We start from the raw sequence: 24965 nt of genomic DNA on the forward strand, positions 1-24965 counted from the left end.
GTGCTGCACGATTCACTACAACCACATACACCGAATATAAATGGTACCTAAGGAAACGCTAAATGGAACATGACTTTTGGCATCAACGCTGGCGTAACAACGAAATAGGGTTTCATGAAATTGAAGGTAGTTATTTACTGAAAAGCTATTTTGAGAGTCTAGAACTTAGTAGCGCGCCTAGAATTTTTGTTCCTTTGTGTGGAAAAACTCGTGACATAGCTTGGCTATTAGATCGCGGTGTTGAGGTTGTCGCTAATGAACTAAATGAAAATGCAGTTATTGCTTTGTTTAGTGAGTTGGATGTTGAGCCTATTGTTAAACCTCACGGCGTATTTACCCAATACTCTGCGCCAAAATTGTGTGTCTTCGTGGGGGATTTCTTTGCATTAAACTCTGTTGATATTGGGGCCCTTGATGGCGTATATGATAGGGCTGCAATAGTTGCTTTACCTCAATCCCTGCGGGACAAATATACCGCTCACCTACTTCATATTACAAATTATGCTCAACAGCTTTTAGTCACCTTTGATTATGATCAATCACTCCTCGCAGGTCCTCCTTTCAGTGTAACAGCAGATGAAGTTCAACGTCATTATTCTGCTTACTACACCGTTAAACAGTTATATCGAGACAGAATTGATGGGGGATTTAAGGGCCAGAAAAAGGTATTTGATGCAGTCTATTTACTGCAAAAATGAACAATTAGCTAAGTGAAACTTGGCACTTTTGCGGTTTGATTATTTGTAGCAGTAGGCACACTCCAATCAAAAACATCCCTAACAAGCCTAGGTAGTTAAATACCTCGCCCACTATTGAAATTGCTAATAAAGTTGCAACGACTGGCTCTAATAAGGTTATCAGCGTGGCTTCGCTAGCATGAACATGTCGTAAACCATAGCCAAATAACAAGTATCCCAAAAACATAGGGATTACCGCCATATAAAGGGCGACGGTAATGTTAGTGGCACCAGACAACAAATTATCACCGGTCAAGAATAAAGAAGGGAGTAACATAACTGCTGCTAAGCCAAACATACTTGCCATGGAAGACGTTGAGCTGATGCCACTTTCTATCATTTGCTTCGCGACCCATGAATAGATGGCATAAGTTAAACCGGCTACAAGTCCCAAAGCTACGCCCCAATAGTAAGTGTCAGAAGTGAATGATGCGCTCGGGCTTTTTTGCTGGCCAAGGGTAAGCAGAGTTATGCCAACAGCACCAATTAAAAAACTGACCATCCAACGTGTAGAGGTTGGTTTGTTGTTGATTAGACGTTCTAGTAAAAAGAGAAAAAAGGCGCTGAGGCAATAGAGATAACCGTTCCAATAGCCACACCAGACCAATGCATTGAGGTATAGAATGCTAAAGGATACACGGCAATCGACAGTCCACCGGTTAATAAAAGTAATGGCCGATTTCTAAGTTTTTTGATGTCTTTAAATAAAGATTTGTAGGCGCTAAGTAGAAGTAAAATTCCTCCAACACCCATGGCGAAAGTGCCTGTTGCTAATGGGCTAACTTGGGTTGTAAAGGTAGCCATTGTGCCAGTGGTCCCCCAAAAAGACTGCTCAGAATTATGGCAATTGTGCCTTTAGTGACGTCATTTTTGGCAAGTATGTCTATTCCCCTATCGCTGTTTAGTGACGTTAAATTATATGGGAAATTTGCCTTCTACTTATTGCTAAAAAGACGCTTTTGTATGCAATACAGACGTCATTAACTCATAAACTTGGATGGGGGCATGGCAAAATGAGCAGAAAAACGGCGACTAAAAGCTGTGTAGTCGGTGTAGCCAACTTGTTCTGCTACTATGTGAATAGGGTAATCGGTATGCAGTAAGAGCGCTTTGGCTTTATCCATGCGTAAGTTCACAATATATTTAGCAACGGTTGTACCTACTTGGAGTTTGAATGATTTTTTGAACTGGGTTTCACTTAGGTACGCGACTTGAGCCAATTGACTAATTGGTAACTGCTGGGTAATGTTTGCTTCTATATACTCAATTGCTTCGCGAATTCTGCGCTCTAATTGTGTGAACAATTTTTGTTCTGACAGCAGAGAATAGAATGTCTGGTAGCACAACCTCTCTAGGTTCTTATTTACATGAAATTCCAACTGCCCTTCAATAAACGCCAAAAATAGGAGTAAGGGCTTACTAATTGAGAAAACTACCGAGTCTGAATGAATAATGTTATCTGGCAAGGTGTCTAAGTCTGCTACCACAAACCTTGCTTCTGTGTCTGCTGTAAAAGAATGTACATTGGTAGATTTAATCACCACACACTCGTCAAGGTGTGACTTTACCTTTATACGAATTTACCTCGATATTAATTACCCCTCGCAACGGTAAAACCAATTGATTGAAGGCATGGGTGTGACTGACTTTTTGACGACCATAGGAACGAATGGATAAAGTGTTTGGCATCGTGAAGAAAATAACTAAATTGAGAAAACGCTAAGAGAAAATAATACAGCCCATTAATAAACGCCAGAACTAGTTGCATAAAATAGGATGCAACACTGTCATGTACTATTGCTGAAGCGGCTATTCTGTCTCTGGGCTGTATTCAGACTGTTGTATTTGATGTCTGCAGCCGTTAGGGTAAGCAACTAGGCTTTTTAAAGGAGCAATGATGGGATTGATACACACTAGCTTTTTAGTGCTGATGAGTTTACTTGTTTTTGGCTGTAGTCAAGTCGAGGGGCATCTACAGCCGAATATTGTTAAGGTCGCCGAAGGCACTTTGCAGGGCACAGTTGATAGCACTAGTGGTGTTCGCTCATTTAAAGGCGTTCCCTTTGCAAAAGCACCAGTAGGCGAGCTAAGGTGGCGGCCACCACAACCGGCTACAAATTGGCAAGGCGTGAAAAGTGCCAAGCAGTTTGGTAATAGGTGTATGCAACGTTCTCTATACAGTGACATGCAGTTTCGAGATTCGGGAACTAGCGAAGATTGTTTGTTCTTAAATGTTTGGACACCTGCAGAACAATCCAATAACTTGCCTGTTTTAGTTTATTTCTATGGTGGTGGTTTTGCCGCTGGAGACGGATCTGAAAAACGATACGACGGTGCAAATATGGCAACCAAGGGCATAGTCACCGTGACTGTCAATTATCGTTTAGGGGTGTTTGGTTTATTGGCCCATCCGCAGCTGTCAAAAGCTTCAGGCTATGGGGGCTCGGGAAATTATACCTTTATGGATCAAGCTGCAGCATTGCAGTGGGTTAAACGGAATATTCATGCATTTGGAGGCAATCCAGATAAAATAACAATTGCGGGTGAATCTGCTGGTTCTTTCTCGGTTAGTGCTTTGATGGCTTCTCCTCTGTCCAGAGACATGATAAGTGGGGCGATAGGCGAAAGCGGTTCGTTATTAGCGGGTCGATTGACAACTTTAACTACTGCCGAAAATTGGGGAGAGAAATTAGTAGATGCTTTGATTGAACAGGAGCAATTGATCTCAAACAATAGTATTGCTCAGCTAAGACAAGTGCCAGCTAAAAAGCTACTTACAGCTGTGGCTAAAACTCAATATGGCCGATTTTCAGCGACTATAGATAAATATGTCATCCCTAAAAATATTATTCAAATGTATCAACAAGGGGAGTATGCAAAGGTACCTCTTTTAGCGGGAAATAATTCTCAAGAAGGTAGCTACCGAAGCATATTGCAAAACGAAGAGCCTACAGTAGATAACTACCGTAAGGCAGTAAAACGCCGCTATCCTCGTATCTACCAACACATGTTAAGTCTATACCCAGCCGAATCTAGTGAGCAGGTAAAAGACGCTGCACAGGCAATAGCCAGTGATGAGTTTATTAGTTTGTCCACTTGGAATTGGATGAATGTGGTGAGCAAAACCAATCAAAATCCTAATTATTATTATCACTATGATCATGTTAGACCACAAATGAAAGCTCAATATTGGACTAATAAATGGCCTCAAGGGAACGCTCGAGGGGCGACCCATTCTGCGGAAATAGAATATGCTTTGGGGAATTTAGACGTGAACCCGCTTTATCATTGGCGGCCAGAAGATTATCTAGTCTCAAAAACAATACAGCAATACTTCATCAATTTTATCAAAACCGGCAACCCAAATAGTAAGGGGCTGGTGAAATGGCCGCCATTTGAGCAAAACAAGCAGTTAGTTATAGGGCTCAAGCCCTATGCTCAGGACAATCACCATTTACATCATCGATATACCGAGCTGAATCGATTAATATCCATCGATATTGATTGAGTTTTAACGAGCGATTGTTGACCTTGGTGTCTAGATATTTGGTTTGAGCTGAGGATTTTTCGAGAGCGCGCTAGGTATGCTGCCTAGCGCTACTAAAGCTACCCTAAAATATTCGCGACACAGCAACAACCTGACTTCGGTTAAGATTATTTAGGCTCTATTTGTCGTACATGTCGCCTGACCGATAATAGCGAACCACTCAACCCTAAAAATACCGAGACCACTAACATAACAACGAATGTTGTAAAATTTAAACCGGTGATATCAAAACTCTTTTGATATAGCGCACTTACAGCAGCAACACTACTACTCATCCACCAAAGTAACAGAGTGACAGCAAACCAAGCCAACACCCCCTAAGAAACCATACCAAAATCCTGTATACATGAATGGGCGTTGTATAAAAGCATCGGTGGCCCCAACCAGTTTCATGACTAAAATCTCATCCTTTTTACTGAGAATATTAAGTCTTATTGTGTTTCCAATAATGAGGACTACAGCCAGAAACAAGAGCAGTGCGATGATTGTGACTAGATCTTTCACTACATTTAAGATTGCGTGAAGGCGCTCTAGCCACTCAATATCTAATTTTCCGATATCCACTTCACGCTCTTTTTTAAGTTTATCTAATAACAGACGTGCAGGTGTGGGGGCACTATGTCGAGATGTGGGGGTAACCAATACAACATTAGGCAACGGGTTTTTATCTAGATAAGCGATTGCATCGCCAAAGCCTGATAGTTGTTTAAATTCATCTAACGCTTTGTCCGCCGAAATAAAGTCTATGGAGTCAATTTCTGGCCAAAGTTGAATGCGTTTTAGGAATTGATCGACATCTTGTTTATTCGCCGTTTCTTGCAAAAACAATGATATTTGAGAGGCTTCTTCCCATCCAGAACTGACGTTTTCGGCATTTTTAACCATAACGTATAACGTTGAAGGCAAAGTAATACTTAGCCCCAATACGCCTATTGTCATAATCGCTGAAAGACGAGAGCGCCAGAGCTCTCCAAGGCTGCCTAAGGCTTGCCTAAAATGGCTGATAAAAAACATTGTGACTCTTTGAGCAAAAGACACTTTGCTAATTTGCGCCCCTTGCACTCGGCCTTTAAATAAGATGCTCATACCAAAACCTGTGAAAAATAAGAAATTAACTTAGACATATAAATCATCGCTTTGAAATTCTTGGGTTAACCCATCTGTAATCATTTGGCCCTGTTTGAGCGTTAAGGTACGGTATTTCATGCGAGCAATAAGACCTAAATCATGGGTCGCAATAAAAACCGAAACCCCGGCCTGATTAAAGTCTTCGAATAGCTTGATGATTTCCATTGATAACTTGGGATCTAAGTTTCCCGTTGGCTCGTCAGCTAATAACAAAGGAGGTTTATTGACTACCGCGCGAGCAATTCCAACTCTTTGTTGTTCGCCCCCTGAGAGCATCATGGGTAAATTTCTAACTTTATCTCTAAGGCCTACCATTTCTAATGCTGCATGCACGCGCTTGGCTGTTTCTTTATGTGAAAAGCCTTCAATAATTAGTGGTAAAGCGACATTATCGAACACAGTCTTATCCATCAATAATTGGTGACTTTGAAATATCATGCCTATATCTCTACGGATATAAGCTATTTGTTTGCGTTGAATCGTACTGAGATCGTGGCCGTTAATTAGCACCCTACCAACAGTAGGCCGCTCCATAATAGAAATGAGTTTGAGTAAGGTACTTTTTCCTGCTCCCGAATGGCCAGTTAAAAAGGCCATTTCACCGGGTTCAATATGAAAGTCGACTTTTCTGAGGGCTTGTTGTCCATCTGGATAGGTCTTACTGACTTGCTCAAACTTTATCATGGGAGACTAGTTCTCCTGCTCTGCTTGATGGTCTGTTTCTGTGAAAAGAGCGTCTACAAAATCTTTGCCGTTAAATGGACGTGAGATCGTCTATCCCTTCACCAATTCCTACATAACGAATAGGAATGTTAAATTCATCGGCAATTGAGAATATCACGCCACCTTTAGCTGTACCGTCTAGCTTAGTTAAACTAATGCCAGTTAAGCCGACAGCTTCGTGGAACAACTTAGTTTGACTAACGGCATTCTGGCCGGTACTGGCATCTAAAGTGAGCATAATTTCGTGGGGAGCATCTGGATTGATTTTTTTCATCACCCGCACTACTTTTTTCAACTCTTCCATTAGGTGATCTTTATTTTGCAATCGCCCAGCAGTGTCGGCAATCAGTATGTCTACGTTTTTGGCTTTGGCCGATTGAAAGGCATCAAATATAACTGACGCGCTATCCGAGCCAGTTTGCTGTGCAACAACGGGAATATTATTTCGCTCGCCCCACACTTCTAACTGTTCTACTGCTGCAGCTCTAAACGTATCTCCCGCTGCTAACATTACTTTTTTACCTTGACGTTGAAATTGTTTCGCCATTTTTCCTATGGTCGTTGTTTTACCTACTCCGTTCACACCTACCATTAAAATAACAAAAGGCCCTGAAGCTGATTTTATCTCCAAGGGGCTATCGACCTTAGTCAATATCTCCGCCATTTGCTCTTTCAACAGTTGATACAAAGCTTCGCCATCTTTAAGTTGTTTACGATTTGAGCTGTCAGTTAATTGTTTAATTAACTTAACCGTTGTGTTCATGCCTAAGTCGGCCACTAACAATTGGGTTTCTAACTCTTCGAATAAATCGTCGTCGATTGCTTTGCCACGAAATATCCCAAAAATACCACTGCCGATACTTTCTTTGGTGCGCGACAAACTGCGTTTTAATTTACTAAAAAATCCGGTTTTTTCTACTGCAACTTTTGATTCGACAATGGGCTCGACGTTAACTTGTTGCTGTTCAGCTTCAATGTCGGTCACGTCGTCGCTGGTATTTTGCTCAACAACTTCAGTTGGTGTTTTATTCTCAACAAGGGCAGATTTAGGCTCTTCATCGACTTCGATATAAGAATCATTAGTTTCTAACGCGATTTCTGCTTCTTCTGCTTCGCTTTCGATTATTTCATTATGAGCCGAGGTTTCAAGTTTGGTTGGTTCTAAATCACTGTTATTTCGATCTTTTTGATCCAAATTATTTGTTTTAGAATCATTGTTCTTGGTTGGGTTAGGGGTCTGTTCAGCTTGATTGTCGCTGGGAACAGAGGGGGTTTGATCTGAAGGTAAAGTCTCTTCTTGATCTTTATTTTTCTTGAGCCAGTTGAAAAACTTTGACATACCGGTGAAAAATCCTTGGAAATTCGTTGATTTAATTAAGTACACTACTCACATAAGTTCACAATAATAGCATTTCTATCCCAAATGAAGCGAGGCGTAAAAACAATCAAAAAGGCAAATGGTGCAATTCGTATCATTAGTGGCCGATGGCGTGGGCGAAAATTGCCTGTACTTGATGTGCAGGGCTTACGCCCCACTACTGATAGAAACAAGGAAACCTTGTTTAATTGGTTAATGCCCTATACCACAGAGGCTAAGTGTTTAGATGTCTTTGCCGGTAGTGGAGGATTAGGATTTGAAGCCTTATCCCGTTACGCTGCCAGCGCGACTTTTATTGAGTTAGATAAAAAAGCGGCATCGAATATAGCGGAAAATATTAAATTATTAGATATAAAAAGTGAGCAAGTTGCGCTCATCCAAGGCAATGCTCTACGTGTGCTCGATGAGTTGACTGAACCCTTTGATTTGATTTTTTTAGATCCGCCGTTCAACAAAAACCTGTTGGCAGATGTTGTCAACACAATATCTGCCCAAAACTTGCTTGCCCCTGATGGCGTTATTTATATTGAATGTGAAGGGCAAGGCGGCAATTATATCGTACCTCAAGACTGGCAATTAATTAAAGAAAAGCAAACATCTCAGGTGCAATCTCGGCTTTATCGGAGACAGAGCTAAAGCTGCTTTGCAGCGGGCAGGGGGGACATGGCTCGATTGACAAAATAACAGGGGATGTAGGTCGCTAGGAATTAACTTAAAAAGCAAACATGCAAGATTGTTTGCCTTTTATTCTTTACGCAAATTATTTATATCTCGATACCAATATTACTCATACCTTCAGCTGTGGCTAGGGCTTTGAGTTTTTTGCAGGTTTCTGCGCCTTTGGGATATTCTTTTAGCAGTAACAATAATTCTTGCTGGGTTTCTATCTCCCACTGCATCAACGGATGCTGTTTAATTTCTTGGCTTTCTAGAGGTTCACCTGAACTGGCCTCAATAAAAGCTTCGACTCCACCTTGTGATAATTTACTGACGACAACCGCCCCTTGAGGATCTTCTCCTTGGATCAGCAAAATAGTTGCCGACATAGACATGGCTACGTCTATTGCTGGGTACACCCCATAATTATCAAAATTACTGGCGTCGGGTACAAGTTCTTCTATTTTTTCTAACTGTGCACTAAAATTTATTTTCGCTTTAGGGACAGCTAACCACTCCCAAATTGAGTTCAGTGTTTTGCGATATTGGGCTGGATCGGCAAACTCTGTAACTTCACAAAACAAGTTGTAGTTAGGCAGCATTCTCTCTAATAAAGTTGCTGAAAACGCAATAGCTGCCCATCCTTCCAACTCTCTAACTTGTTGAAATATATTTAATTTTTTATTCAAGTTAATCTCTTTTGTATGAATAGTAATGTAACTGCTACTTGATGGCGTAGTATTTACCTACGCCATCTAAGAACATTTGAATGGATATCATGATGAGGATCATACCCATAAGTCTCTCAATAGCGATAAGCCCTCTTTCGCCTAATATACGATGAAACGTGCTAGAAAGCATAAGAATTGTTGCAGATACTAACCAAGCCCCACCTAATGCCATTGACCAGTCCAACATTCTGCTGTGGTCTTGGTTGGCGAGTAAAATCAACGCAGCCAATACCGAGGGGCCTGCAATCATTGGAATAGCTAAAGGTACAATAAAAGGTTCTTCACCGGGCTCTAAACCTGTCACTCCATCAGGTTGAGGAAAGATCATTTTGATACCTATGATAAATAAGATAATACCGCCAGCGATACTCACCGTTTCTTGACTTACACTCAGAAAATCTAGCACTGCTTGCCCACTGAATAAAAAGGCAAACATAATCAAAAGTGAGAAGAACAATTCTCTAGCTAAAACAATTCTTCGACGCTTAGGTTCTATCGTTTTTAAAACCGACATAAATACCGGTAAGTTTCCTAATGGATCCATTATTAAAAATAGTGTTATGGCGGCTGACCAAGTGTCCATAAATATCCTGTGCCTATTCTGTGTGATGGCTAGTCTATCCGATCTTTTGGTGAAGCTCTAAAACTAGTTAAATTTTACATACCCAACTGGCTAACCTAATGAAGTGAATGATTACCATACGCTCACCGATTCTTCGCCACTTTGACAGGACGCAGAACCCAAATCGTATAAAGGCTAATCATTTCAGTATCATGCTGGCGAACTGAATAACTGCGGGTTCTGGGGGAGAAGGCGAGCTGGCATTCTGCGAGAGTGTCATCAAGTCGTTTGAATAACGCTATTCACTACAGACCAATGCCAATTTGTAGAGGCGTGACTTGCAAAGGGCGATGAATGTATCGCCCATTACTTGTGCAGCCAATGAGTATCCTTAAAAACTCATTGTTATTCTTCTAGCAAAGCCCTTGCTATGGTTCTAAAACCTTGGGCAGTCGCACCTGCTGGCAGAAATGCAGTATTTCCAGAATTATAAGCAGCGGCTAAATCAATGTGCAACCAGCTGGTACCTTCTTCGTTAACAAAGCGTGATAAAAATCCAGCAGCGTTTGATGCACCTCCCGCTCCGCCACCTTTACGTATATTGCTATTAGCAGTGTCGGCAAAAGGGGATGGGCATTTGTTTCTATGCCACTTTTCAAGGGGTAAAGGCCAAGACGGTTCAAATTCGCTAGCTGCATAACCAAGAGCTCGTTGTGTGAGTGACTGGTCTAAACTGAAAAACGCGTTGTATTCAGAGCCGAGTGCGATTTGAGCAGCGCCAGTTAGCGTCGCTGCATCTATGATTAGTTTGCTACCAGTCTCGCTGGCAGCCATTAACCCATCTGCTAGCACTAAACGGCCTTCGGCGTCTGTGTTTACTATCTCAACCGTTGTGCCATTTTTATAAGTAATGATGTCACCTAACTTAAATGCGTGACCACTAATAAGGTTTTCGGCGCAACATAAAAATAGTTTCACGCGTTTATTTAATCCGCGCAAAATGGCAAGCCCTAAGCCTCCAGTAACGGTGGCTGCGCCCCCATGTCACATTTCATGCTCACCATACCTTCACTACTTTTGATGCTGTAACCACCACTATCAAATGTAATGCCCTTGCCCACTAAGCTAGCGGCAACCGGCTCATTTTCGTTGCCCGAAGGGTTGTAATCAAGTTCTAACATAACAGGTGGGCGAGCGCTGCCTCGACCTACATGGTATATCCCAAACCATCCATGTTGCGCGAGTTCTTCACCAGTTAGTTGTTTAGTCTTGATTGAGTGTGATGTCAGTGATTTTATCCAGCTGACGCAAGATTCTGCCAATACTTCTGGAGATAGTTCTTCTGGCGTGGCATTAATTAAATTACGGGTGAACAGCATGCAATTATATCTATGTTCAAGCTCTTGTTGATTTTCATCTTGGCACCAACGGATATGATGTTGCTTTTTTGTTGTCGTAAAGCTTTGTGCAAAAGCCCATTGCTGCTCAATTTGCCAGTCTCCCATTAACGATACTTGAAGTATGCCTAAGCCATCTAATTGACGCGCTGCTGATTGTATAATTGCTAAAGAATCATTATTCTGTGATAGGTGAATATTGGCTTGCTCTGCGGTTATTGACACCACAGAAGTAGGGCCATAACAATCAGCAGGGACTTGATTGGTAAGATAAATAGATAAAGTAGACATGATCGCTCCAAGAAAATAAAACTTTGTTAGAATACCACGCAAAATAGACTTAGTTAGTAATTATGTATTTTTCCGAAAATTTAATAAAAGGCACATTGGTCAAACGATATAAACGTTTTCTAGCCGATGTTACCTTGTCTGACGGTAGTTTAGTGACTGCTCATTGCCCTAATACCGGGGCTATGACAGGTTGTGCAGAACCTGGTTGGCAAGTTTGGCTATCTCCCAGTAATAATCCAAAACGAAAATTAGCCTATACATGGGAAGTGGTACTCACAGAAGCCGAGCATTGGATTGGAGTGAATACTCATAAAGCCAATGCGTTAGTAAAAGAAGCTTTGCTTGCGGCTAGGATAGCTGAGCTTGATGGGTACGAACATATCAAACCTGAAGTGAAATTTGGCGAAGAAAACAGCAGAATTGATTTTCTGTTAAGCAAAGAAGGCAAGCAAGATTGCTATGTAGAAGTGAAATCGGTGACATTGATGGAAAATGGTTTAGGTTATTTTCCTGATACAAAAACCTTACGGGGGCAAAAGCATTTACGAGAATTAACTGCAATAGCACAACAAGGTAAACGTGCAGTGCTGTTTTTTGTGTGCAACATTCCGGTATCAATTCAGTGCAAGTAGCAAAACACATTGATAGTGATTATGCTGCCGAATTAAAGCTTGCGGTGGCAAATGGGGTCGAAGTGGTCTGTTATGCTTGCCATATAGATTCAGAAAAAACCTATATAAATCAATCATTGGAGTTTTTATATCCTACTTAGTAGTTGATTTTTCTAGTTAGGTCCCCATATACCCTGCTTCAAAATTGTTTTGGTTCTAACGGAAGATGCTGAAAGCAAACAATTGCCAGTGTAAAAGGTTTCTGATATACATAGCCGCCTGCACATTTCAGCTCGTGCCGTAGTTTAGGAGAATTGGCAGATGCCAACAACAACAAATAAAACACTTGGATTATTAGCTCTTGCCGGATTGACTCCTTATGAGGAGAAAAAAGACGAAGAGTACATGAACGAAGCTCAATTAGAGCATTTTGGTTTATTACTTACAGCATGGCGAGACCAGCTTCGTCAAGAAGTCGATCGTACAGTTCACCATATGCAAGATGAGGCTGCTAACTTTCCGGATCCTGTTGACCGTGCCGCTCAAGAAGAAGAGTTTAGTCTTGAACTACGTACTAGAGATAGAGAGCGTAAGTTAATTAAAAAGATTGAAAAAACCCTTAAAAGAATAGACGAAGACGATTTCGGTTTCTGTGATGCTTGTGGTATCGAAATTGGGGTACGTCGTCTTGAAGCAAGGCCTACAGCAGATATGTGTATCGATTGTAAGACCATGGCTGAAATTAAAGAAAAACAACTTCAGGGTTAGTTTTACGTTATTTTGCCTAGCAACGATATAGTCGTTATATCGTTGCTGAGTAAACTGAGCTTTTCAATTGGCTATTCAAAATAAAGTGTTGCCATCCGTCAATACTGATTCAACCCAATATGTTGGGCGTTTTGCCCCATCACCTTCTGGCCCTCTTCATTTTGGCTCTCTTGTCACGGCCGTGGGAAGTTACTTACAAGCAAAAAAAAATGAAGGTAAGTGGTTACTTCGTATAGAAGACATAGATCCTCCAAGAGAAATCCCGGGCGCTGCGGACAATATCTTGAAATGTTTAGCTGCGCATCATTTGTATTGGGATGATTCAGTGGTCTATCAAAGCCAGCGTAGTGAGCTTTACTTAGACAAGCTCGATTGGCTGGCAAAGCACGGTCATACGTATTTGTGTGCTTGCACACGCAGTCAGTTGTTGCATTCAGATGTATTTTGTCTGTGTGACTGTGTGAATAGATCGTTGCGCATAAAAGATTGCGCGATTCGTTTTAAACACAGCGACCCAATCAAACAATTCAATGATCAGGTTTTGGGGCAAATAAGCTTTAAGCCAAACGAGCTTCCGGCTCAGTTTACCTTGAGACGAAAAGATGGTTTATTTGCCTATCAATTGGCAGTAGTAGTCGATGATATTGAACAAGGTATTAGTGAAGTTGCAAGAGGGGCTGACTTACTATCCGCCACGGCTTTTCAATTGTCTCTGTATCGAGCTTTCCAAAGAGCCACTCCTAAATTCTTACATTTTCCAGTTGTGGTCAGTAAGCCGGGTATGAAATTAAGTAAACAAAATCATGCACCTGGAATAGATAATTCAAAAGCATCAAGTAATATAATACAGGCCTTAGCCTTTTTAGGGCTGTCGGTACCTAAGTCATTAATGCAAGAAAGTTGCGCCAATATTCTACAATGGGCCATCGCACATTGGGATATCCATTCACTTCTTGCTGAACAAGAACGTATTGATAATAGAATTGAATTAGTAGACAGTATATGATTGGCGCGCAAATCTTAGGTTCAAACATAAGCAGAGGAGCAACTGAACATTATTTCCCGTGTAATTGATAAGGTAAGAGGTGCATTACGTGCCAAAACCGTAGACGAACCGGTAACGCTTGTCGCAAATATTATTCCGCGCGCGGAGCATCCCGTGTCCCGTGACAACATTAGCGAAAACGCACTTAAAGTACTCTATCGTTTACATAATAGTGGCTATCAAGCTTACTTGGTTGGTGGTTGCATTAGAGACGTGATGTTAGGTAAAGAGCCAAAAGACTTTGACGTTACCACTGACGCTACACCAGAACAAATCAAAGGACTGTTTCGTAATTGTAGATTGATAGGCCGTCGTTTTCGTTTGGCCCATATCGTATTTGGTCGTGAGATTATCGAAGTTGCTACTTTTCGTGGGCATCACGAAAATACGCAAGATACAGAATCAAAAATCAGTAAACAAAGTGATCATGGGCAATTGTTGAGAGATAATGTTTTTGGGTCAATTGGCGAAGATGCGCAGCGTCGCGATTTTACGATTAACGCCATGTATTACAATATTGCTGACTATTCTATTAGTGATTTTGCTGGTGGTATGCAAGCAATTAAAGATCGCAAAATAGCATTAATTGGGGATCCAGAAACACGTTATCGAGAAGATCCGGTGCGTATGCTTAGAGCGGTTCGTTTTGCCGCAAAATTGAACATGCAGATTAGTCATGAAACCGCCGAGCCGATAAAGCGAATGGCACCTTTAATGGCAAATATTCCGCCAGCTCGTTTGTTTGAGGAAGTACTTAAACTATTCTTGTCTGGGCAAGGTTTAGAAACCTATCGATTACTGACAGAATATCACTTATTTGACCCCTTATTTCCTCAACTTTCACCTTTGTTATTACAGCAAAACAGTCGAGAGTGTCGATTTGTTGAGCAAGTGCTTACTAATACGGATAACCGTATCAATACAGGGCAGCGAGTGACACCAGCATTTATTTTTGCCGCCTTTATGTGGTATCCATTAGAGGAGCGTTGTCAGCAATTAATGACTGAAGGTGGATTAAATCATTTTGATGCCTTTAATCTTGCGCTAAATGACGTTATTACACGCCAGTTACAACGTATTATGATCCCTAAACGCTTTACTATCCCTATTCGGGATATTTGGCAGTTACAAAATCGCTTATCAAAACGCTACGGTCGCCGCGCATACCAAATGTTGGAACATCCCAAATTTAGAGCGGCATATGATTTCTTATTATTGCGTGGTCAAATCGAAGGGGAGATTTACTAGAACTGGCAGATTGGTGGACCGATTTTCAAGAGGCAAGTGAAGATCAACGTAAGACAATGTTGAAAACGTTGCGTGATCGAGAGGGTGGTGCACCACGTCGCCCTCGTCGTAACCGGAAAAAACCTAAATCTTCCACATGACCAATGTATATATTGGCTTAGGCAGCAATTTGTCTGAGCCAGAAAAACAGCTAAACGCAGCGTTAGTTGCGTTATCCAATTTGCCTTCAACGTCCTTAGTCAAATGTTCTAGTTTTTATCGCAGCCAACCTATGGGGCCTCAAGATCAGCCCGATTATGTCAATGCAGTGGTCCTAATAGAGACTGGTTTATTACCAATGGATTTATTGACGGCGACACAAAATATTGAGCTTGAGCAAGGGCGTGAACGCAAGGGGAATCGTTGGGGGCCACGAACACTTGATTTAGATATTCTGTTGTTTGGACAACTAACTATCGCCACCGACGAGTTGACGGTGCCCCACTATGGGATGAAGAGAGAGAGTTCGTTTTATATCCTCTCTATGAATTAGCGGCTGATTTAGTTCTGCCAAACGGTGAGCAGATCGCTAGGTTAATTGAAAGCTGCCCATTAAATGGGCTACAACGTATATAGAACAACACTAGTTTCTAGAATTTTGCTAAAAATTCCGTATAGTGCGCAAACTTAATGAGAGACCTAGGTTTCAAAATCTGGAGAGTATCCTATGAAGAAAGTAACGACTTCTACTTTGCTTAAAATGAAGCAAGAAAAAAGATTATCACAGCACTGACGGCTTATGATGCGAGCTTTGCTAAATTGTTTGATGAACAGGGGATTGATGTTTTACTTATTGGAGACTCATTAGGTATGGTCTTAAGAGGCGATGATGATACGTTAAGTGTCACTATGGACGATGTCGCTTACCATACTCGTTCTGTAAGAAAGGGCGTCGAGCGAGCGTTTGTAATAGCAGACATGCCATTTATGTCTTACGCCACACCTGAACAAGCTTATATGAATGCTGCAGAATTAATGAGTGCAGGCGCTAGTATGGTTAAAGTGGAAGGTGGCAGTTGGCTACTAGACACCATTAAAGGTTTGCAAGAGCGAGGCGTTCCAGTTTGTGGTCATTTAGGTTTAACACCACAGTCCGTACATGTATTTGGCGGGTTTAAAGTGCAGGGACGAGACGATCTTCAAGCAGAGAATATACTAGAGCAGGCGATATTGTTAGAACAAGCCGGCATTCAACTATTGGTCTTAGAGTGCATTCCTACCATTTTGGCTGAAAAAATATCTCAAAGATTGACTATACCTGTTATTGGTATTGGCGCTGGTGCCAAAACTGACGGACAAATTCTCGTAATGCATGACATGTTTGGAATTAGTGCCAATTACATGCCTAAATTTTCTAAAAACTATTTGCAACAAAGTGGCGACATGCGTTCTGCCGTTCAGCAATATATTGAAGAAGTTCAAGCGGGTAGCTTTCCTTCAGAACAGCATAGCTTCAATTAAAGGTTTACCCTATGCATCTAATTAGTGATATTCCAAATTTACGTGAAGTTAGACGTGCCTTGGCAAAACAGTGGTCAAGTGATTGCATTTGTTCCAACCATGGGGAACTTGCATCAAGGCCATTTAAACTTAGTGAGAGCCGCTAAGGAAAAGGCTGATATTGTCGTGGTGTCTATCTTTGTTAATCCTATGCAATTTGGTCCAGATGAAGATTTGGACGCTTATCCACGTACCCTAGAGAATGACAAAAAGTTGTTGCAGGAATTAGGTGTGGATGCGTTATTTTTGCCGCAAGCGGAAGACATTTATGCGCGGGGCTTGGAGCAGCAAACTTTTGTGGAAGTCCCTGGTTTGTCTTACATGATCTGTGGGGCTAGCCGTCCTGGACATTTTCGTGGTGTGGCTACCATAGTGTGTAAACTGTTTAATATGGTGCAGCCTAATATTGCCTTCTTTGGCGAAAAGGATTTCCAGCAATTGCAAGTGATCAAAGCAATGGTGACTGACTTATCGATGAATTTAACAATAGTCGGAGTGGCGACAACTCGAGAAGCTGATGGTTTAGCACTAAGCTCAAGAAATCAATATTTAAGCGATTCAGAGCGTAAGTTAGCACCAACTTTATACGAAAAAATGCATGCCTTAGTACAAGAGATTAAAGCAGGGCGAAGAGACTTCACTTTTCTAGCCAGCGAATATAAAAAAGAATTAGCAAGGCTTGGTTTTAGTCCTGATTATTTGGAAATACGTAACGTTGAGTCTTTATTGCAACCTAGTCATGAAGACTCAAAATTGGTGCTTTTAGCTGCTGCTTTTTTGGGTAAAACTCGACTCATTGATAATCTACAATTCTCGATTTAACGGTAATTAACCTGGGTTCAGGTTAATTATTACCCAATGTCATAACATAATGGGCTAGCGCAAAATTTCGCTGGCCCTTATTTTAAGCTACTTGTTCTTTTTGGTTAATTTATGCCAAGTCTTGGTTTCTTGGGCTATTTCCAGCTGTTCATCTAATATATTTTGTAGGTCAGATTCAGTGGTTAAAGGATTGGCCAGCACAACGCGAAACACTGTTATGGATTGTTCAGCATATTTCTCTATTTGTAAGCGAGTGCGAGAAACAAAGGACTTGCCAGCTTCTCTTTGCCTTTTTTGCACCGATACCGTTAACTTATCTAACTCGTTATTTAACGCATGGGCAATTTGAGGTTGCGCCATGCATTTATGTTGTACTGATTTGGGGTTAAGACGATAAGTAAAGATAGACAAAGTAGGGGATGTCACAAGTTCAAAATCAGCATGCTCGTCAATCATGTTGGCAAATAGGTTGGCTTTCTGGATACTTTGATCGATTAATAGCTCGTATCCTTGGCGGCCTAATATATGCAATGATGAATAAACCATCATCGCCATGCCATTACGTGAACCTTCAATAGTCGTGGCCCCTAAGTCTTTTGAGCCAGCTCGCAGGATATATTGAGCATGGTGGCGAACCGCATTGCTATCATTTGGATCTTTAAACAGTACCATACCGGCCCCCATGGGGACGTACATCTGTTTGTGAGCATCTATTGTCACTGAGTCAGCTTTTTCAATACCTTTTAGTAACTTACTGTATTTTTTTGAAAAAAGTGTGGCGCCACCCCAAGCAGCATCTACGTGAAAATGGCAACCGAGCTCTTTGGCTACGTCAGCGAGCTCGTCTAAGGGATCTATATGACCTGTTTCAGTGGTACCGGCAATGCCCACAATTGACAATACTTTATTGCCATCTTGTTGATACTGTTTACCAGCGGCAAGCGCTTTTTCGGGAGACAGTTGTTGCGTAGGGCAATCTAGCGTGATCATTTGCTGACGACCCAATCCTAACAAGTCAACGGCTTTCGAGAGAGAATAGTGGCCTCGTTTAGATGAGATAATACCCATTCTTTTATAGCCATAATGCATCATGCCAGCCGCCATGCCTTCCTGAAATACTCCTTTAAATTGAGCATTTGCTGGTAAGGCTTTATTTCTTGCTATCCATAAAGCAGTAATGTTGGCTATGGTGCCACCCGAACAAAAGGCGCCTAATGCATAACTGGCACTGTGCAAATAGGTTTTATAAAAGTCACTAGATTGTTTAAATATTAACTCATGCATCATACCCAGCACCTGTCTTTCAAGTGGGGTAAAAGCTTTAGATGTCTCTATTTTGACTAGATTTTGATTCAAGCCAACCAGCAACTTAGCAAGTGGTAAGTGAAAATAAGGCAAAGCCGACGTCATATGCCCAATAAACGTAGGAGAATAAGTATTTACTGAGTTGGCAACTAAGGTTGTTAGCAGTGACTCTGCATGATCAGTGACGAACTCTGGTTTTTCAGGCACCGCGAACTTAGCGAAACTTCTTTCGATCTGTTCAAGAGAATTGACTTTAGTGACGACATGTTGCGAAAGAAAATCCGCGAGATTATCTGACAAGTGTTGTTCAATTTGAGCAAGTTTAGAATCTTTGCCTTCAGGCTTGGTAAATACTCTATATAAGTGCTCTAAACTAACTTCAGCTCCAGCCACTCTTGTAACCTTTTATTATTGCTTTTGAAGGGCGAACTTTACCTTAATTCGGGCCGTAGACCAATAGTTGGCGCAAATTCATGGCATGGGCAAGTAGTAATTATGAAAGTTTTGTTATATTTTGACTAAAAATACGGCGAAACAAAGTCAGTCAATTTGTGTTTAAAGTCATTACTTTTACAAGAACGGCGAATAAATAAGAGCCAAAAAACTTGTTTCTGTGAATTGATTGAGGTAAATAATCTGGTCGATAAATACGCAGCTTCGAAAATGAAGGGGTTATATGCAAGTTAGCGAGGTTAACGAGAGTTTTAGTTTAGACAATGTAGTGCCTTTCTTTCAGCCCATTATGGACATTCAGCAAAATTCGGTTTGGAGTTATGAATGCTTAGCTAGGTTGATGAAATTTGATGAGCACGCATATTTACCTTGCGAGTTTTTGCATTTAGTTGAAAGGCATGACTTAGTTGCAGAATTGACGCAAACTATTTTCAATCGCAGTGCTATCTACTTTAGAAACATTAATATGTCTTGGAATATTAACATCAGTTTAGCGGATATCAGTGATGTTGACATGCATCATTTTTTACGTGCGCAACTGCAGTCTTATCCAAATCCTAAGCGTATTTCATTTGAAGTGACCGCGAAGAACGCTTTGTTGTCGAAAGATAACTTCTATCAGTTCGCTGAGTTGTGTCAGGCGTTAGGGGTAAATATTATAATTGATCATTTTGAACAAAATGAGATAGATTTACTGACCATTCTCAGCCTGCCCATAACAGCAATTAAGGTTTCAGGGCGACTATTTGAACAAGCCCAGCAAAATGCCGAAAGTGCTAAATTGATCAGCCTTATGATTGAGCAATCTGCCACTCACAAAGTGGTGTTAATTGCAGAGCATATTGAATTAGCAAGTACATTAAAGGCGGTTAAAGATTTTGGGGTTAGATATGCTCAAGGATTTTATTTTAGTCAACCTAAAGCTTCTCCCTAGTTCTTGCTATCTAGGGAGCGTACATAACATTTGCCAACTTTGTTGACCACTTAGCCAATATTTTCGTTCAAAAGGCGTGATAGGGGACTCGCTTTTATATGCGTTCACTGTATTGTTAATTTTCGCTATATTTAAGGCTTCTGAAAACTCTTCAATGTATAGTTTCCAGTTACTCCTCACTTCTAATATTCCTCCCAACTTTATGATGCTAGGTAAGGCTGAACTGGCATACCACCTACGTTGTAAATGCGCCGATTTAGGATAGGGGTTTGGATAAAGTAAGTAGTGTTTATATAGGGTTATATTTTCAAGAATGAGCAATCTTAAAAAATCATTTAAGTCAGCGCGGATCACGAGATAATTATCTAGACTAGTGGCGTAGCTGCTATGCTTGTCTGTACGTAGTGCAGATTTATCGACACCTATTACTTTTGCTTCGGGGTGATTAGCTGCAATATGTGCGGTACTTTCACCTACTCCACAGCACGAATCTAATATTAACGGTCCTTGCCAGCCTGCCAACCATGCCATAGTGTGTTTAAAGGCTATCTCAGTGTGTTCAGAAAACGGCTTTTGGCTAGTGCTAGCTAAATGCCTAGTCACTACTTTTTCTAAATTGGGGTGAATTCCAATCTGGTTGGTGCTAATTGAGCGTGCTTGTTTTTGCATGATATGTGTCTTTAATTAACGAGCCCGAGCTCGAAGTAAACCGAGCCTCTGGATAATGTTCTTTCTTGCGTCTAACTGCGTTGGATTTTCTAGTAATAGCCCGCTATTACTAGAAAAAGCGCCTTGCTATACACGAAAAATTTCGTCATCTAACAAATTTTAACCCAAATACAATTGGGGCATATTCTTAAGTGTTTGAGTTTTTTTGTAAAATTCAATTTGAAACGACACCCATTTTCCCGAGTGTAGGCTAACTACGAATGCCAACGCCACGGTTGATCAGAGAATACGCCCAGCTAAGTAATAGGACATTAAAGCCAACTAATATGCCTAGCGACAGTAAAAAGCTAATATCTGATTGACCTAGAAAGCCATATCTAAAACCACTGACCATATACACAATTGGGTTTATCTTGCTGACCCATTGCCAAAATTCAGGTAACAAACTGAGTGAGTAAAATACCCCGCCTAGATAAGTTAAAGGGGTTAATACAAAGGTAGGTACAATACTGACATCATCAAAAGAATTAGCCAAAATGCCGTTAATTAAGCCAGCCGTCGAAAACAAGATGGCGGTGAGGAGCAAGGTCAGTACAATAATAAAAATATTATGAATATGTATGTCTACAAAAAATAGTGACACAACAGTAACGATTAAGCCTACCAACATGCCTCTTGCCACACCACCACCAACAAAGCCAGCGATGATTATCCAATTAGACACCGGTGCGACTAGCATTTCTTCAACATTACGCTGATATTTTGCACTGTAAAAAGAAGAGGACACATTAGCGTAGGCGTTGGTTATAACCGCCATCATGATTAGCTCAGGAACGATAAATTCCATATAACTAAAGCCACCCATATCGCCAATTCTGCTACCAATTAAATTACCAAAAATAACAAAATATAGAGACATCGTAATGGCTGGTGGTAGCAAGGTTTGGATCCATATGCGTAAAAAGCGGAAACATTCTTTACGCCAAATTGTTCGTAAGGCCACCATATTTAAGCTATTCATGGTTTTCTCCTGGTTTTATTTTTTCATTTTCAGACGCGGTGTCTGATGCTCTACCAGACTCAACCATTCTGACAAATAGCTCTTCTAGTCGATTAGACTTATTACGCATACTTAGCACTTGAATGTTTTGCTCGGTCAATTGTTGAAACACGGTATTCAAAGCTGATTCTTTCGGTACATCCACTTCTAACGTCCGTTCATCAAGTAGGCGGCTAGTGATGCCAGATAAAGAAAGTGAGCTTGCATCACTAGACAGATCTAAAACGAAGGTTTCAACATTTAAGGTCGCTAAGAGTGACTTCATACTTGTATTTTGCACAATAGTGCCTTGATCAATTATGGCGATGTTTTTACATAGCATTTCCGCTTCCTCTAAATAATGAGTGGTGAGAATAATGGTCACCCCTTGTTCATTTAGCTCTTGCAAAAATCCCCACATTGAACGTCTGATTTCAATATCTACGCCGGCTGTTGGCTCGTCAAGAATAAGCATTCTAGGCTCATGCATTAACGCTCTAGCAATCATTAAACGACGCTTCATACCACCAGACAATTGTCTGGCCGCAGTGTTTCGTTTATCCCACAAGTCGAGTTGTTTTAGATATTTTTCAGCTCTTGGTTTGGCAACACTAGTTGGCACACCGTAATAGCCAGCTTGATTGAGCATGATCTGTATAACAGGTTCAAATTGATTAAAATTGAATTCTTGCGGAACTAGCCCAATACAAGACTTTGCCTTCACAGGTTGAGTCGCTAGGTCATATTCAAAAATATTAACCTCACCCTGAGTTTTATTTACCAAAGAACTGATAATTCCAATGGTGGTAGATTTACCGGCGCCATTAGGGCCAAGTAAGGCAAAAAAGTCTCCTTGCTTTACTTCTAAATCGATTCCTTTTAAGGCTTGGGTTCCGCCTTTATAGGTTTTAGTTAATCTTTTTATGCTCAGTGCGTTCATATATTTTGCCAATTTTTTACGTTGATGTGATCAGGGCCTAGATGCGCCATTACATAACTCTATTCGTTAAAGATTCATAATTTGCAGGTGATGAAAAATGAGGATGTATACGGGTGATATATTGTGTCAGTTACAGCGTTTTCAAGTTATAAAGGGAAAGTTTTCAATTATTCTTTAGCATTGGTGTAACAGTAGCGAGATTCAGGTAAATGTTAATAGCAGTATAATGCAGCTATGGAGAACGTAGATACTACCTTGTACTCATGTCGTTCAAAAGTATGGGAAATAATGGTTTGCTAGTACTTACTTAGTTCGTTTATTGAAATCATAAATAAAGGAGCGCTATACTCAAAATCTAGGGCAGGCTGGCAGCCCGCCCTAGGATGATGATAATTTAGCGTTCTACGGTGATTCTAACCACGTTACTGTATTGACGATGATCAAACTTGCCGGTTGCGTTACCGTTTTCATCGGTTATAGGAAAAACGTAGCGAGGCGTCATGATCACTTCATAGTTGTAATCACCAGAGGGACGCACATCTACTTCAAGAAAACCGTAGTGTTTTCCTCCTGATATTAATTGTTGACCATTCCAAACTTCAGGTTCATCACCATGAGCACTCCAGTGAGTCTGTTGAGCCTCAAGAGGCAGTAAATCGTATGGCACATACTCGGTTGTAGGTGGGTAACCTGGACCTCTAAGGCCGTCACCTGCAAAACCGACATCCCAATAACTAACGCCATTTATATTGACATACTCGAGTAACTCATCGTGACCGGAAAGCACTGCGGTTACCCCGTATTGTTCGAACAGTTTATGGTATATGCGCATTGGCACACCAGACTGGCTGTCTTCAGCATTCGCTATACCTGCGCTGCCAGAGGGAAGGCTATGTACACCCGTTCCAAAAGCTGTGTGGTGAAACTGAACAAATATAACTTGCCCTTCAGCTTGGGCATTGGCTAATTCACGTACTGCCCAGTTCCATTGTTCACTCCCTTCATTGAAATCAGGTACTCTAGATTCTTCACCATTGATATATAAATTAGTGTCTTGGCTTGGATCTGCATCGTTACCGTTTGACGAATCAAGTGTAATTAACGTTACTGGGCCATAGTCCACGCGGTAGAATCGTTTTTCATATCGTTCATCGCTGGCGTCATTGGTAGGTAGATCCCAATATGTATTCCATTTATCGTATGACAACATTGATGCGTCGGCGTTATAACCATAGGTGAATCTGGGTGCCAGTAGTTTTCATGATTACCTAAAGCGGGGAAAATGGGGGTAGTAGAAGCTAGTGTTCCCCATTCACCTGCGCTATGCCGCCAAAATTCGTCCCAATCTAATTGGCGTCCCCCTTTCTCAACTAAGTCACCAGCAATCACCCAAAAATCAGGTGTTCTTTGTGTTGCGTAAATGAGATTTTCTTTATATCCGGTTGTTTGGTCAACAGGATACTGACGGGTATAGGTATCAGGGTCTGTTCCTAGTTTTTCACCACCTAATGCTAGCGCACTCGCAGTCCATCGCACGGTTTTATCTGTTGATTCAGGCTCTGTTTCCATATCAGACATGGTTATAAATCGAACTGCTTCACGGCTTCCTTTATTAGGAGCTGTCTTGAGTGATGAAGTAAAGGCACTGGAATCTGGTTGTACGACTGTATATTCGTAAGTGGTATTTGCCTCAAGCCCGGTGATCCGAGTGTAATGCTTGTAACTAACGGCAGGCGCTTCGCCCGCAGCTACATCTGGATGGATTGCACCAAAATTAGTTTCTCCATGAATATAGTCTATTTCAGAAGCACCATAGGTTAACCTGTCTGTAAGTTTTACCTCGGATACGAATGAACCTATTCCTTCAATCGTGACAGTGCCCGGTTGCTCAGATTTACTCAACCAATTGATGGTAATAGCCGTAGAAGAGGGGTTTTGAACATAAGGTAAAACTTTAAAATCAATATGAGACGTTGGCTCGACACTTTCGTTAGCGTCGTTATTACTATTGCAGCCCACAAGTGAGAATATACTTACCGCCAACACTGTATTTGCTAGAAGCGGTAACCTAGGGTTAGATTTCATATACTAAATATCCTTTGCATTGGAGTTTAAAAATAGCTTAATCCACTGGATTGGTTCTATTTAACGAAGAAGCGGTGCAAGGATAGGAGGAACTCATGGCAGATATATGACTATTTCGTGATAGTTAAAAGTCAGTCTACTGTCATCAGTCAAGTGCTTAGTTTCTATTCGAATTTACGACAATTTATGCTGAATCTTGCCTTAGCTGCGAGGCTAATCTTTGGACGAATAATAAGGGACCTGTGCGGTAAATAACAAAAAAGGGCGCTAGGCCCTTTGTCTGTTTTTGCATACACTTTAAACTTAACACGTATTTTGTGCTTGTCGAAAAGCCCCCTTCATTGAAGGCAACTTTT

General features: G+C 41.1%; 18 protein-coding genes and 8 pseudogenes. 11 read left to right on the forward strand and 15 right to left on the reverse strand.

All coding sequences use genetic code 11. The annotated features are described in order from the left end of the window. Positions 1 to 62: 62 nt before the first annotated feature. Positions 63 to 698: a thiopurine S-methyltransferase gene (gene tmpT / locus RS130_RS06850; RefSeq protein WP_316025334.1), complete on the forward strand. Its 636-nt coding sequence runs from the start codon at positions 63 to 65 to the stop codon at positions 696 to 698. Between the two features lie 4 nt (positions 699 to 702). Here the strand turns inward: tmpT and RS130_RS06855 are convergent, their stop codons facing one another. The 3 genes from RS130_RS06855 to RS130_RS06865 all read right to left on the reverse strand — a co-directional run bounded on the left by RS130_RS06855 (position 703) and on the right by RS130_RS06865 (position 2278). Next, positions 703 to 1239 (reverse strand): DMT family transporter, encoded by a 537-nt coding sequence (locus tag RS130_RS06855; RefSeq protein WP_316025335.1) that lies wholly within the window; start codon positions 1237 to 1239, stop codon positions 703 to 705. Between the two features lie 38 nt (positions 1240 to 1277). Continuing rightward, positions 1278 to 1541 carry a hypothetical protein gene (locus RS130_RS06860; RefSeq protein ID WP_316025336.1) on the reverse strand — a complete coding sequence of 88 codons (264 nt, stop codon included), beginning with the start codon at positions 1539 to 1541 and terminating at the stop codon, positions 1278 to 1280. Positions 1542 to 1717: 176 nt separating this feature from the next. Next, on the reverse strand, positions 1718 to 2278 hold the full coding sequence (locus tag RS130_RS06865; protein ID WP_316025337.1) for a helix-turn-helix domain-containing protein: 561 nt from the start codon (positions 2276 to 2278) through the stop codon (positions 1718 to 1720). A 353-nt stretch (positions 2279 to 2631) separates the two neighbouring features. On the opposite strand from RS130_RS06865, the gene RS130_RS06870 reads away from it, so the two are divergent. Further along, positions 2632 to 4245, forward strand: a complete 1614-nt coding sequence (locus RS130_RS06870; protein WP_316025338.1) for a carboxylesterase/lipase family protein — start codon at positions 2632 to 2634, stop codon at positions 4243 to 4245. A gap of 146 nt (positions 4246 to 4391) precedes the next feature. Here the strand turns inward: RS130_RS06870 and ftsX are convergent. The 3 genes and pseudogenes from ftsX to ftsY form a co-directional block, all read right to left on the reverse strand. Next, positions 4392 to 5370 (reverse strand): annotated as a pseudogene (ftsX, locus tag RS130_RS06875) (permease-like cell division protein FtsX). A 30-nt stretch (positions 5371 to 5400) separates the two neighbouring features. Further along, the gene (gene ftsE, locus RS130_RS06880; RefSeq protein WP_316025339.1) at positions 5401 to 6096 is read right to left on the reverse strand and encodes a cell division ATP-binding protein FtsE; all 696 of its coding nucleotides are present in this window, start codon (positions 6094 to 6096) and stop codon (positions 5401 to 5403) included. Between the two features lie 6 nt (positions 6097 to 6102). Next, positions 6103 to 7474, reverse strand: a pseudogene (ftsY, locus tag RS130_RS06885) (signal recognition particle-docking protein FtsY). A gap of 84 nt (positions 7475 to 7558) precedes the next feature. On the opposite strand from ftsY, the gene rsmD reads away from it, so the two are divergent. Continuing rightward, positions 7559 to 8149 (forward strand): 16S rRNA (guanine(966)-N(2))-methyltransferase RsmD, encoded by a 591-nt coding sequence (gene rsmD / locus RS130_RS06890; RefSeq protein WP_316025340.1) that lies wholly within the window; start codon positions 7559 to 7561, stop codon positions 8147 to 8149. A 128-nt stretch (positions 8150 to 8277) separates the two neighbouring features. Here rsmD and RS130_RS06895 read toward each other — a convergent pair whose 3' ends face one another. From RS130_RS06895 to pepB, 3 genes and pseudogenes are all read right to left on the reverse strand, one after another. After that, positions 8278 to 8859, reverse strand: a complete 582-nt coding sequence (locus tag RS130_RS06895) for a YjaG family protein (protein ID WP_316025341.1) — start codon at positions 8857 to 8859, stop codon at positions 8278 to 8280. A 34-nt stretch (positions 8860 to 8893) separates the two neighbouring features. Continuing rightward, on the reverse strand, positions 8894 to 9484 hold the full coding sequence (locus RS130_RS06900; protein WP_316025342.1) for a YhgN family NAAT transporter: 591 nt from the start codon (positions 9482 to 9484) through the stop codon (positions 8894 to 8896). A gap of 384 nt (positions 9485 to 9868) precedes the next feature. Next, positions 9869 to 11151, reverse strand: a pseudogene (gene pepB / locus RS130_RS06905) (aminopeptidase PepB). 62 nt (positions 11152 to 11213) lie between these two features. On the opposite strand from pepB, the pseudogene sfsA reads away from it, so the two are divergent. From sfsA to panC, 7 genes and pseudogenes are all read left to right on the forward strand, one after another. After that, positions 11214 to 11923 (forward strand): annotated as a pseudogene (gene sfsA / locus RS130_RS06910) (DNA/RNA nuclease SfsA). Positions 11924 to 12083: 160 nt separating this feature from the next. Beyond that, a complete protein-coding gene (gene dksA / locus RS130_RS06915) occupies positions 12084 to 12530 on the forward strand; it encodes an RNA polymerase-binding protein DksA (RefSeq protein ID WP_316025343.1) in 447 nt (148 codons plus the stop codon). Positions 12531 to 12597: 67 nt separating this feature from the next. Next, positions 12598 to 13536, forward strand: coding sequence for a tRNA glutamyl-Q(34) synthetase GluQRS (gene gluQRS, locus RS130_RS06920; RefSeq protein ID WP_316025344.1), 939 nt, complete (start codon positions 12598 to 12600; stop codon positions 13534 to 13536). Positions 13537 to 13668: 132 nt separating this feature from the next. Further along, a pseudogene (pcnB, locus tag RS130_RS06925) lies at positions 13669 to 14963 on the forward strand (polynucleotide adenylyltransferase PcnB). Continuing rightward, positions 14960 to 15438, forward strand: a pseudogene (gene folK / locus RS130_RS06930) (2-amino-4-hydroxy-6-hydroxymethyldihydropteridine diphosphokinase). The pseudogenes pcnB and folK overlap by 4 nt, the downstream one beginning before the upstream one ends. A 91-nt stretch (positions 15439 to 15529) precedes the next feature. After that, positions 15530 to 16323, forward strand: a pseudogene (gene panB / locus RS130_RS06935) (3-methyl-2-oxobutanoate hydroxymethyltransferase). A gap of 11 nt (positions 16324 to 16334) precedes the next feature. Then, positions 16335 to 17184: pseudogene (gene panC, locus RS130_RS06940) on the forward strand (pantoate--beta-alanine ligase). Between the two features lie 87 nt (positions 17185 to 17271). On the opposite strand, the gene panP reads toward panC, so the two are convergent. Continuing rightward, positions 17272 to 18882, reverse strand: coding sequence for a pyridoxal-dependent aspartate 1-decarboxylase PanP (gene panP / locus RS130_RS06945; RefSeq protein ID WP_316025345.1), 1611 nt, complete (start codon positions 18880 to 18882; stop codon positions 17272 to 17274). 283 nt (positions 18883 to 19165) lie between these two features. Here panP and RS130_RS06950 point away from each other — a divergent pair, with 283 nt between their 5' ends. Continuing rightward, a complete protein-coding gene (locus tag RS130_RS06950) occupies positions 19166 to 19876 on the forward strand; it encodes an EAL domain-containing protein (RefSeq protein ID WP_316025346.1) in 711 nt (236 codons plus the stop codon). A gap of 6 nt (positions 19877 to 19882) precedes the next feature. Here the strand turns inward: RS130_RS06950 and trmB are convergent, their stop codons facing one another. The 5 genes from trmB to RS130_RS06975 form a co-directional block, all read right to left on the reverse strand. After that, complete coding sequence (gene trmB / locus RS130_RS06955; protein ID WP_316025347.1) at positions 19883 to 20545, reverse strand: tRNA (guanine(46)-N(7))-methyltransferase TrmB; 663 nt, start codon at positions 20543 to 20545, stop codon at positions 19883 to 19885. Positions 20546 to 20795: 250 nt separating this feature from the next. Next, positions 20796 to 21566 (reverse strand): ABC transporter permease, encoded by a 771-nt coding sequence (locus tag RS130_RS06960; protein WP_316025348.1) that lies wholly within the window; start codon positions 21564 to 21566, stop codon positions 20796 to 20798. Continuing rightward, on the reverse strand, positions 21559 to 22524 hold the full coding sequence (locus RS130_RS06965; protein WP_316025349.1) for an ABC transporter ATP-binding protein: 966 nt from the start codon (positions 22522 to 22524) through the stop codon (positions 21559 to 21561). The genes RS130_RS06960 and RS130_RS06965 overlap by 8 nt, the downstream gene beginning before the upstream one ends. 394 nt (positions 22525 to 22918) lie before the next feature. Then, positions 22919 to 23647, reverse strand: coding sequence for a metallophosphoesterase family protein (locus RS130_RS06970; protein ID WP_316025350.1), 729 nt, complete (start codon positions 23645 to 23647; stop codon positions 22919 to 22921). Beyond that, positions 23629 to 24609 (reverse strand): metallophosphoesterase, encoded by a 981-nt coding sequence (locus RS130_RS06975; protein WP_316025351.1) that lies wholly within the window; start codon positions 24607 to 24609, stop codon positions 23629 to 23631. The genes RS130_RS06970 and RS130_RS06975 overlap by 19 nt, the downstream gene beginning before the upstream one ends. Between the last annotated feature and the right edge of the window lie 356 nt (positions 24610 to 24965).

This window comes from Paraglaciecola aquimarina (assembly GCF_032464635.1).
In the GTDB taxonomy this organism is placed as follows: Bacteria; Pseudomonadota; Gammaproteobacteria; order Enterobacterales; family Alteromonadaceae; genus Paraglaciecola; species Paraglaciecola aquimarina.

Coding starts and splice junctions, on each gene's coding strand:
- ftsE (WP_316025339.1), bottom strand. CDS start 6,096: ATGATAAAGTTTGAGCAAGTCAGTAAGACCTATCCAGATGGACAACAA.
- tmpT (WP_316025334.1), top strand. CDS start 63: ATGGAACATGACTTTTGGCATCAACGCTGGCGTAACAACGAAATAGGG.
- dksA (WP_316025343.1), top strand. CDS start 12,084: ATGCCAACAACAACAAATAAAACACTTGGATTATTAGCTCTTGCCGGA.
- RS130_RS06965 (WP_316025349.1), bottom strand. CDS start 22,524: ATGAACGCACTGAGCATAAAAAGATTAACTAAAACCTATAAAGGCGGA.
- rsmD (WP_316025340.1), top strand. CDS start 7,559: ATGAAGCGAGGCGTAAAAACAATCAAAAAGGCAAATGGTGCAATTCGT.
- trmB (WP_316025347.1), bottom strand. CDS start 20,545: ATGCAAAAACAAGCACGCTCAATTAGCACCAACCAGATTGGAATTCAC.
- RS130_RS06900 (WP_316025342.1), bottom strand. CDS start 9,484: ATGGACACTTGGTCAGCCGCCATAACACTATTTTTAATAATGGATCCA.
- RS130_RS06860 (WP_316025336.1), bottom strand. CDS start 1,541: ATGGCTACCTTTACAACCCAAGTTAGCCCATTAGCAACAGGCACTTTC.
- RS130_RS06975 (WP_316025351.1), bottom strand. CDS start 24,609: ATGAAATCTAACCCTAGGTTACCGCTTCTAGCAAATACAGTGTTGGCG.
- RS130_RS06855 (WP_316025335.1), bottom strand. CDS start 1,239: ATGGTCAGTTTTTTAATTGGTGCTGTTGGCATAACTCTGCTTACCCTT.
- RS130_RS06870 (WP_316025338.1), top strand. CDS start 2,632: ATGATGGGATTGATACACACTAGCTTTTTAGTGCTGATGAGTTTACTT.
- RS130_RS06950 (WP_316025346.1), top strand. CDS start 19,166: ATGCAAGTTAGCGAGGTTAACGAGAGTTTTAGTTTAGACAATGTAGTG.
- RS130_RS06960 (WP_316025348.1), bottom strand. CDS start 21,566: ATGAATAGCTTAAATATGGTGGCCTTACGAACAATTTGGCGTAAAGAA.